Source organism: Vibrio sp. M260118 (assembly GCF_036533755.1).
In the GTDB taxonomy this organism is placed as follows: Bacteria; Pseudomonadota; Gammaproteobacteria; order Enterobacterales; family Vibrionaceae; genus Vibrio.
On record NZ_JATABG010000123.1, the window covers coordinates 1 to 9,220 of the forward strand.

Annotated in this window: 7 protein-coding genes; all 7 read right to left on the bottom strand. The window is 46.0% G+C overall.

Annotated features, from left to right (window positions below; genetic code table 11):
- Positions 1-130: 130 nt before the first annotated feature.
- Complete coding sequence (locus tag QTO00_RS09330) at positions 131-2,605, bottom strand: bifunctional diguanylate cyclase/phosphodiesterase (protein WP_331424483.1); 2,475 nt, start codon at positions 2,603-2,605, stop codon at positions 131-133.
- 99 nt (positions 2,606-2,704) lie between these two features.
- Entirely contained in the window at positions 2,705-4,099 is a 1,395-nt protein-coding gene (gene menE, locus QTO00_RS09335; protein ID WP_331424484.1) for an o-succinylbenzoate--CoA ligase, read from the bottom strand.
- Positions 4,099-5,085: an o-succinylbenzoate synthase gene (menC, locus tag QTO00_RS09340; protein ID WP_331424485.1), complete on the bottom strand. Its 987-nt coding sequence runs from the start codon at positions 5,083-5,085 to the stop codon at positions 4,099-4,101. Before menC ends, menE begins: the two co-directional genes overlap by 1 nt.
- A 156-nt stretch (positions 5,086-5,241) precedes the next feature.
- Positions 5,242-6,108: a 1,4-dihydroxy-2-naphthoyl-CoA synthase gene (gene menB, locus QTO00_RS09345; protein WP_331424486.1), complete on the bottom strand. Its 867-nt coding sequence runs from the start codon at positions 6,106-6,108 to the stop codon at positions 5,242-5,244.
- Positions 6,109-6,142: 34 nt separating this feature from the next.
- The gene (gene menH, locus QTO00_RS09350; protein WP_331424487.1) at positions 6,143-6,928 is read right to left on the bottom strand and encodes a 2-succinyl-6-hydroxy-2,4-cyclohexadiene-1-carboxylate synthase; all 786 of its coding nucleotides are present in this window, start codon (positions 6,926-6,928) and stop codon (positions 6,143-6,145) included.
- Positions 6,918-8,642 carry a 2-succinyl-5-enolpyruvyl-6-hydroxy-3-cyclohexene-1-carboxylic-acid synthase gene (gene menD / locus QTO00_RS09355; protein WP_331424488.1) on the bottom strand — a complete coding sequence of 575 codons (1,725 nt, stop codon included), beginning with the start codon at positions 8,640-8,642 and terminating at the stop codon, positions 6,918-6,920. The genes menH and menD overlap by 11 nt, the downstream gene beginning before the upstream one ends.
- 1 nt (position 8,643) lies before the next feature.
- Positions 8,644-9,220: isochorismate synthase (locus tag QTO00_RS09360; protein ID WP_331424490.1), on the bottom strand; the 577-nt coding region annotated here is incomplete at its 5' end.

Sequence of the window (9,220 nt, forward strand, 5' to 3'; positions counted from 1 at the left end):
ATCATCCTTATACCCTAATCCATATTCATCTGGCGATATTATGAATTAGGGTTATAAGAAAACTAAATTCATATTTGGACTATGAAATTTCCAAATTAACTAAGTTGTCGTTGCTGTTTGGCATCAAGCATCACTTCAGCTCGACGGGTTCACCAAGATAGAATCCTTGCAGGTAATCAACCCCCATATCCACAGCAACATCGCAAACCTGTTGGCTATGAATGAACTCCGCCACCACTTCAGCATCCAGTGCTTTACACAACTGAACCATCTGGGCGGTGATTTTGCGCTGTTTAGCATCACTGTCGATGTGACGAATCAAGCTACCATCGAGCTTAATGATGTCGGGTTTAAGCTGGATAATTTCATCTAGATTAGAGTATCCCGAGCCAAAATCATCAACAATGATCGTCACGCCGAAGCCCCTAAAGTGATTGCAAACCTCGATCATCCGTGAGAAATCATCAATTTTTTCAGATTCGACAATTTCAAACCCGGCTCGTTGCGGTATTTCCAGTTGACGAACCCGTGTTTCAAGGAGAGATAGGGTATTGTCATCGAGCATGTCTTGATGCGACAAGTTAAGCGTGAAGTTCTCTTGCCTATTTGCCATTAAATCAAAACTGTTCGATATCATGGTTTGGCTGAACTTGGTGTAAAGCCGAGTATCTTGAATCAAAGGCAGAAAGTAGCCCGGAGATAGCACTTGTTGATTGTGAGTCAAACGGCCCAAACACTCATAACTCGCCAACGCCTTAGTTCTCGCATCAAAGATGGGCTGAACATAAGGCAGCACATTTTTGTGTTGGATAGCATGATTGGCAATAGATAGCTTCTCTAAACGCTCACGACGCTGCTGCTCTTTATGAATCAAGTCACTCGCATTGCAGAAGTGTCGATTCGAGTTCATAGCATATCTTCTGGCTTCAATAGCTTTAAACAAAAAGGCTTCAGAAGAGCAAACCAAGAACTCTTTCTTCTCTGCAATGCCTACCGTGACTGAAATCGCTAGGTGGGCACTTTCTAAGAAAGATTGGTTCTTAAAATCTTGCGACTCCACTTGTTCTATCAATGTTTCAAATTCTTTATACAGTTCCGTGCTTGAAAGCGTCCTTTTAAAGATCAGTGCCCACTCGCCGACACCAATCGCATATAGCTTGGTGTCTTTAGTTAGCCTTTCTTCTATTTTTTGTTTAAGGAACTGAGTCAGTAACAATAGAACATTATCACCAATCGAATAGCCATACTTTTCGTTGATATCGGTTAAATTGTTAATTTTTATATCGAGTAAGCAATCATCCAACTCCATGCCCGAGATATCTTCAAGCAAGACAGTACGATTCGGCAAGCCAGTGCGACTATCGGTTAAATAGCTTGTCACTAACGCCTTCGCTTGACTGTCTATTTGCGACTGCATCGACTGATTGTAACTTTCTAGGTCAACAAACGAGTTGCGAATCATCGAAAACAGCGGAGAGATTGGCGAAGTGATATAGAGCTTAGGGTATTTAACCTCTTGTTTTGGTTCCCCTTCTCGCATCGCAATCAAGGTCATGCTGTGATGGAGCATAGATTGCTGGGTATCATTTTTATATAACTCACCCATGCAGTAAAAGCCGTAGCAGTCTGCAACCAATTGAAGGGGAGCAAGCTCCTCATTGCCTTCAATAAAATCTAAGCGCGACGTACAATTATAAATAAACACATTGTCAGGTTGATGTTTCGCAAGGTTATAGGCTCCCTGCTGAACCTGCTGAATAGTCAATTCTGGGTGGTCATAACAAAAACGCACTTGATCACCCGTGGCCAACGCCCTATCGAATTCTATACTTTGGTCGTCGTACAATTTTCGTGGATTGTAGATATCCTGAGCCTGCTGCTCCCCTTTAAGCAAAGGGAAGCCATGTAACATATCATCTGAAAAATCATTACCATCGGCGAGGTAGCGACGATAGATTTGACCAACCGGCAGATCATTTAGTTCCAGTAATCGATTACCTTGAACCTTGGTCACGACGAACGTCTGCCCAACAGGATTCCAAGCGTTATACGACTTCTGCCATACCGACAGATTTACCGCATTAATTGCCACAGCGACCAATGTAGACCGATAAAATTCGCCTTCGAGCATTGCCCAACGACCTTGCTCTGTAACTACTGTTGCACCACCAACCACCGGAACATGGTCGCTGCAAAACGCACCAAACAGATCAGAATCATGAGCCCCTATCCTGTCACCAAAACAGACAATCAGCTTGGTATCATCCTGGATATTAAGGGCATCACGCAAATTCTGAGATGTCATTTCATGCGAGTCTGTGACAGGGGTTGTGGCGGTAGTAAATTCAGCCTGTTCGAACTGAGTCACGACTATCGACGAGGCACCTTTAACGATCATGCCTTGATGAATAGTGTGTCCAGCACTGCTACCAATAACCACAGACTCTGGCCAACGTGCTTTAATCTGTCGATAGTATTGAACAACCACATCTTTAGGTTGATCGGAAAACAGTTGGATTAGTGGCCGAGTATAGATTTCATCGACGACATTCAGTTGCTCTTTTAGCTGACTATCACTATGAAACTTAAGAGAAAAACTATTCATACGCAGCTAAGTATCCTTTTCCTATACCTTTTATCCTGACTTTGAACTCATCAATCACGCTTTTTATTATAATAGGGTAACAAATATCAAGTTTAGCGACTATTGCAACCCTTGGTTAGCATTATTATCTACCAAGTGCTCACATAGCCATTGCTGTACCTTTTTACGTGAGACTTTAATTCCATTATTTATCAGAGCACTAGGTAGGAGATAGTACTTTGTTGGGTGTTTCAGGCGAGTTAACTTACCTGTCAGGTGCGCTTCAATTTCCCGTTTAGAGAGCGCAGCGTTAGTGTGAATCACAGCAACGGGTCTGTGACCATATTCTGGGTCATCAACAGGAATCACAAATGACTGGGCGATGCCTTCGAGTTGGTTAAGCACCATTTCAATTTCTTCGCAGTGAATGTTTTCGCCACCAGAAATAAACAAGTTATCGGCACGACCAATGATTTTCAGTTCTTGCCCGTCCATCTCCCCTAAGTCTTTACTATCAAACCAACCATCTTCGGTCAGTGGTAGTAAGCCCCCTTGATAGAAATAACCACTCGCTAACGTTTCTCCACCAATATAGATTCTCTGTCCATCAAGGCGCAGCTTGCGTTTGGGCAAAACCGGCCCCGCGGTGTAACGTCTATCAATACACTTTGCAGTAACTGTCGATGCGGCTTCCGTCATGCCATAGCCTAGCCAAGTTTCAATCCCAAGCTTAGCAGCTTGCTGACTTAACTCTAAAGGCACATGACTGCCTCCAAGCAAAACATGAGTAAGTTCTAGCTTTATATCGGCTTCTATCAGTCGCTTTAGTTGAGTGGCAACTAGAGAGGCATGGGTTACCCCTTGTATATCTTCAGCGAGATCGCCAACACCTATTTTCAGTGTTGAGCCTTGCTGTAACCAACGGTAAACAATCGCCAACCCTGAAACATGATACATAGGCAAACTAAGCAGCCAAGTATCCTGCTGCGTAAAACAAAAACGCTGTAACAAACCCTGAGCAGAAGCCAAGTGCTGTCGCGAAGTGTGAGCGACCGCTTTGGCCGCTCCTGTAGAACCAGAGGTAAAGATAATTGACGCTAATATATCTAGGTCAAACTCATTCGTGGCTAACCCAGCATTAATGGGCTTGAGTGACACATTACTCATCGCAGCAAGCTGTGGAACCTTATCGCAAACCCAAATTTTGGCCTCGGTTAGATCGCCATATACAGTCATCAACTTTTGGTTAATTTCAGCTTCGGTTTGCGGCATGATCACTGCACAAACCGCACCTAGTTCGAGACAAGCGAGGTAGACCATGACAATCTCTGGGCTATTTTTCCCCACACAAGTCAATACATTACCTGGCTGAATACCTTGTCTCTTTAGTGATAGCGCTAACTGGCTAACTGCCTGTTCAAGTTCGCTCCAGGTGTAGCTTCTGCTTGGTGTATGCAGGGCATATAAAGATGGGCTCGATTGAGCCCACTGACGTAGAGGAGAAATCTGGCTCATCACGATTGCCAAATCAACGCCTGATCCGCTAGGCGAACGACAGGAAGCTCACAGCCCGGCCACTCGACCTCAAGTTGCTGAGCAAAAAGACCTACAGTATCCAATCCCGGCACTTCGTCTGGCAGTTGCCAATACGCCAGTCTCGCTAACTGAGTTAAACCTAAGCTTGATTCAATACTAGAGCTGACCACAGCTTTAATACCCAGTGACTTAGCTTTCTCAATCAACTCAACACAGCGCTTAACCGAGCCAATTAGAGTCGGCTTGATTACTACCGCTTTCGCTCCATTGAGATCTTCTAACCTGAAATCTTCTTTGCGAATTGCATGCTGAAGTGTTTCATCCCACGCAATCGCAATACCTGTGTCAATCGCGAATGAAAAGCTGTCACCCGGTGCTTGGCAAGGTTCTTCAATAAAAGAAATCCGGCCACGAAGTGATGGGGCAACTTTCTTCGCGAACTGCTGTGCCTTTTCTGCTGTCCAAGCACGGTTAGCATCTAAACGCAGAGTAAGATCTGGAATCGACTCTAAAAACAAACTTACCAACATGCCATCACGGATCGGCTCATAAAGGCCGACTTTGATTTTGGCAACTTTCTCTCCCGGCATTGCATTCAGCTTAGGCAGAAGCTCGTCTGGGTCACCAGAGCATAACGGCGCAGCTTGAAAACAGCCTTGCTGTGGAAGTTCACCACTGAGCTCTAGCTCAGCGATAGACAAACCAAAAGCTACCGACGGGTAGAGTTCATCAAAATCGAACGCTTGCCCTTGGCTCCACATTCCCAACTGCTCAATCAGTTGAGAGTAAACATCATCCATCGTCTCAACACTAAAGCCCGGCAGAGGCGCAACTTCCCCTCTCCCCACTTCACCGTCAAGATTTAGCTCAACCACAAAGCCTTCACGCTGCTTTAACCTTTGTTCACGCAGAATCACGCCACTGTCCATCGGCAATTCATAGCGATACAGTTTGGCTGATCTCATAGCAATACCCCTTTTTCAATTAATAGATAATAGACAAGTTGTAGATAGGTTTCTAAGCCAGAATGCTGATAGGTAGGAGAAGACGCGGAGTCTATAAGCATAGATGAGCATCTTCGACACCGCTATCGGTATTCTGGCGACGAAAGCTATGACAACTTAGGGGTTGCGTGGGAATTTTTGAAAGTCCGGACGACGCTTCTCGTTGAATGCGTTACGACCCTCCTGCCCTTCCTCTGTCATGTAGAACATCATGGTTGCATTACCTGCTAGCTCTTGCAGACCTGCTTGACCATCACAGTCCGCATTCAACGCAGCTTTCAGGCAGCGTAGTGCCATTGGGCTATGTTGCAGAGTTTCACGACACCAACGAACCGTCTCTTTCTCTAGCTCTTCAACAGAAACGACAGTGTTGACTAGACCCATATCCAACGCTTCTTGTGCGTCGTAGAAACGACATAGGAACCAGATTTCACGAGCCTTTTTCTGACCAACGATACGAGCCATGTAAGACGCGCCCCAACCACCATCAAATGAGCCCACTTTCGGCCCTGTCTGACCAAATTGCGCGTTCTCAGCTGCAATAGTTAAATCACACATCATGTGTAGAACGTGACCACCACCAACAGCCCAGCCAGCGACAGCGGCGATGACTGGTTTTGGACAAGTACGAATTTGGCGTTGGAAATCAAGAACGTTTAGATGATGCGTACCAGAGTCATCTTGGTAGCCGCCGTAGTCACCGCGAATCTTTTGGTCACCGCCTGAGCAGAATGCCTTCTCACCTAAGCCAGTAAGAATAATCACGCCAACACTTTCATCGTAACGTGCGTCTGCCAGAGCATTGATCATCTCTTTAACGGTTTGTGGGCGAAATGCATTACGAACTTGAGGACGAGCTATGGTGATCTTAGCGATACCATCTTGTGATTTGTGGTACTGAATATCTTCATATTCACCGGTGCAGTCATTCCAGTTAACTGGTGCGTATAGTTCTTCTTCTGAGATACCGACTGTTTTTGCCATGGTGATTCCTAATTTATCAACTTAGTGACTCTGCTTACTCGCCATTAATGGCGCTCAGCTGAGCTTTAACAATGTTTGCAAAAGCTTGGGGGTGCTCAACATGGACGTTGTGCCCAGCTTGCAAAACCTGACTAAAAGACAAACCGCTTTGTTCGGCCAACTGACTAAACTTATTGTCTTTTTCGCCACATATATAGTGTGTTGTAACACCTGAAGACTTCAGATGTTCGAGTAAATAATCTTGCTTCGCGAGGGAGGTGGCCTCAAGCATATTCGCAACAGATGAACCTAGATTAGCACTGCGCTTATCAATCATTGTTTGTCTTTGCGCATGATTTAGCGAACTAAACACCGGCTGCTGATACCAGTCGCTCAATACCTGCTCAATAGGCTCAGTGCGAAATCGCTGTGCCCATTGGCGATCATTGCTGAGTCTCTGTTGCTTATCTGCTTCACTGGTTAAGCCAAAGTGGCCTCCCTCAACGATCAACGCGCGAATATTCAAGGATGAAAAATAGCCGTTCGCGACGCCTGACATCGCAATTCGACCACCCATCGAATAACCAACCAATACTATAGGCTGATGTGGTGCTACTTGGGTGAGAAGAGTGTCAGATATTTGATCGCAGCTGTGCCTAAAATTGCAACAAAATTCTAAGCCACTGAAACCATGTCCGGGGAGGTCAATCACAATGGAGTGATAATCAGGCAGCTGAGCGATCAACTCTCGCCAATCTAGACCAGAGCCCAACAGACCATGCAAAAATACCAGTGTTGGGCGGGCTTGGTTAGCAGATGAGTTGACGTGACTATAAAGCATGGATTTGTTGAATAAATTCTTTTAGTTGCGAAGAGGCTTGCTCAGGGGGTGTTTGCAATTCAATCAATATTGCACCCTGCCCTGAGGTTAGATGATCGTTCACTCGCTGATTGTAGTCAGCTAAAGTCTCTGGCTTATAGTAACTGAGTTTGAACTGTTTAGCGGCGAACTCAAAATCATAGCCGTGGGGCATCTGATAGAGTGATTGTTTTTGCTGCTCTGGGACAGGCAAGAGATCAAATATCGCCCCGCCATCATTGTTAGTAACGACAATCACCACAGGCGTAGTTTGATGAGTAAGCAGTGCCAATGAATTAATATCGTACAACAACGAAGTATCACCGATAAAAATAGCCGTTGGCGCTGAATTCGCGCGTACTACACCAGTCGCTGTGGCAATCAAACCATCAATCCCTGACGCACCGCGATTACTAAACACTTGATAGCTATCGAGGCTGCTAAACATATCCACCAAGCGCACAAACAAGCTATTGCCTAAAAACAGCTGTGTCTGTCTGGGTAATTGATTGATGTTTAGAGCAAGCTCTATCTCATCCAAAGGCGAGTTTGTATTGAGATGCAGTGTAGCTAGATTAGCGACCAGCTGTGACAGTTCTATAAGGTCGTTAGCCCAACCGGATTGAGTATCCACCAGTGACGGCATCGCCTCTGTAAAGCTTTGCAACCAATGCTCGATATCTGCAATGTGGTGAGTTTGGATCAGATGAGTTTGATTGTTTCTCTGCGCCTGTGGAGAAAGATAATGATACTCTGCGCCGCGTTGTTCGACCTGAGCAGTGAGCCATTGGTTGACCCGTTTAGAGATAATTCGAGAGCCAATTTGTAGTACCAGTTCACACTGATTAAGCAGTTCCGAGCGAGCACTGTTTTGCAGCCATAAATCATAATGTGCCCAAGCTGACGTTACCCCTGACTGAGGATCGCTAAGTAGCGGCCACCCCAATTTATCTGCCAATACTTGTGCCAGGTGTGCTTCACGCAAGGTAACGCTGCCCAATACAATCACACCTTTCTTGGCAGCAAATTCACTAAACTGATTAGCTGGCGCTGCGGGGTTAATTAGTTGGTGAGTATAGGTCTGCGAGCTTTGCCACCAGCTAGACACAGAATCTATGTACTCTTGGTACAGTGACTTTGGTTGCTGACCGTATAGTGGCTCTGGGAAGGGGCAGTTGATATGTACTGCTGATCCAGTGCTCGCTTGGCTAAACATCAGATTATCTAAGGACGTCAGAAGCCATTTTAACGGCGTTTGTAACGATGGGCTTGGTAGTTCAAGCGACCCAGTCACATGACTAGAAAAGATCCCCGCTTGCTCGATAGCTTGATTTGCGCCACACCCAACCAACTCAACAGGGCGATCAGCAGTCAGTACCACCAATTTTTCTCCGGTTAGCTTAGCTTCTGCAATCGCCGGAAGTAGATTGGCTACCGCAGTACCCGACGTCACGACAATAGCGACAGGCTTATGGCTCGCTTTAGCAAGGCCAAGCGCAAGAAAGCCGAGTCCGCGCTCATCAAAATGAGTATGTAGAGTGAGAGCCGAGTTTTCATCGGCCTCTAGCGTCAAAGGTGTTGAACGAGAGCCGGGCGCAATGCACACATCGGTGACGCCAAAACGTGACAGCTCCTCGAAGATGATTTGACACCAAATACGGTTAATCACGGCTTGTTCAATTGGATGAGCGCTCATGTTAAGACGCAACCCCTAATGGTGGGTTGTCAGAAAACAGTGACAATAGTGTCGACATTTTCTTATCCAGTTCTTGCCACTCATGCTCAGCAACCGAACCTGGGACAATCCCCGCGCCCGCGAACAGCTGCACTTTATCGTTAAGCACCAAGGCACTGCGAATGGCAACGCAAAACTCAGCGCGTTGCTGGCTAATAAAACCCATAGAGCCTGCATACCAACCACGAGCAAAAGATTCATTTTGCTGAATAAAGGCCATTGATTCTTCACGTGGTAGCCCTGCGACTGCGGCGGTAGGTTGAAGTGCGCTCAATAGTTGAACGCCGTTGATTCCCTTGTGCAACTGGGCATGAATACTGCGCTTGAGATGCTGAACCTTACGTAAGCGAACTAAACGCGCTTCTTGCTCCACTTCCACGTGCTCAGAGTAGGGTGACAAACGCTCAATGATGTCATCAACCACATACTGGTTTTCATTAAGATTTTTGGCATCGTTTGATAGCCAGTTCGCCAGTTCCATATCTTGGCTAGCGTTTGTGCCACGACCAATGGTGCCGGCCAGGGCCTCGGTATAGAGT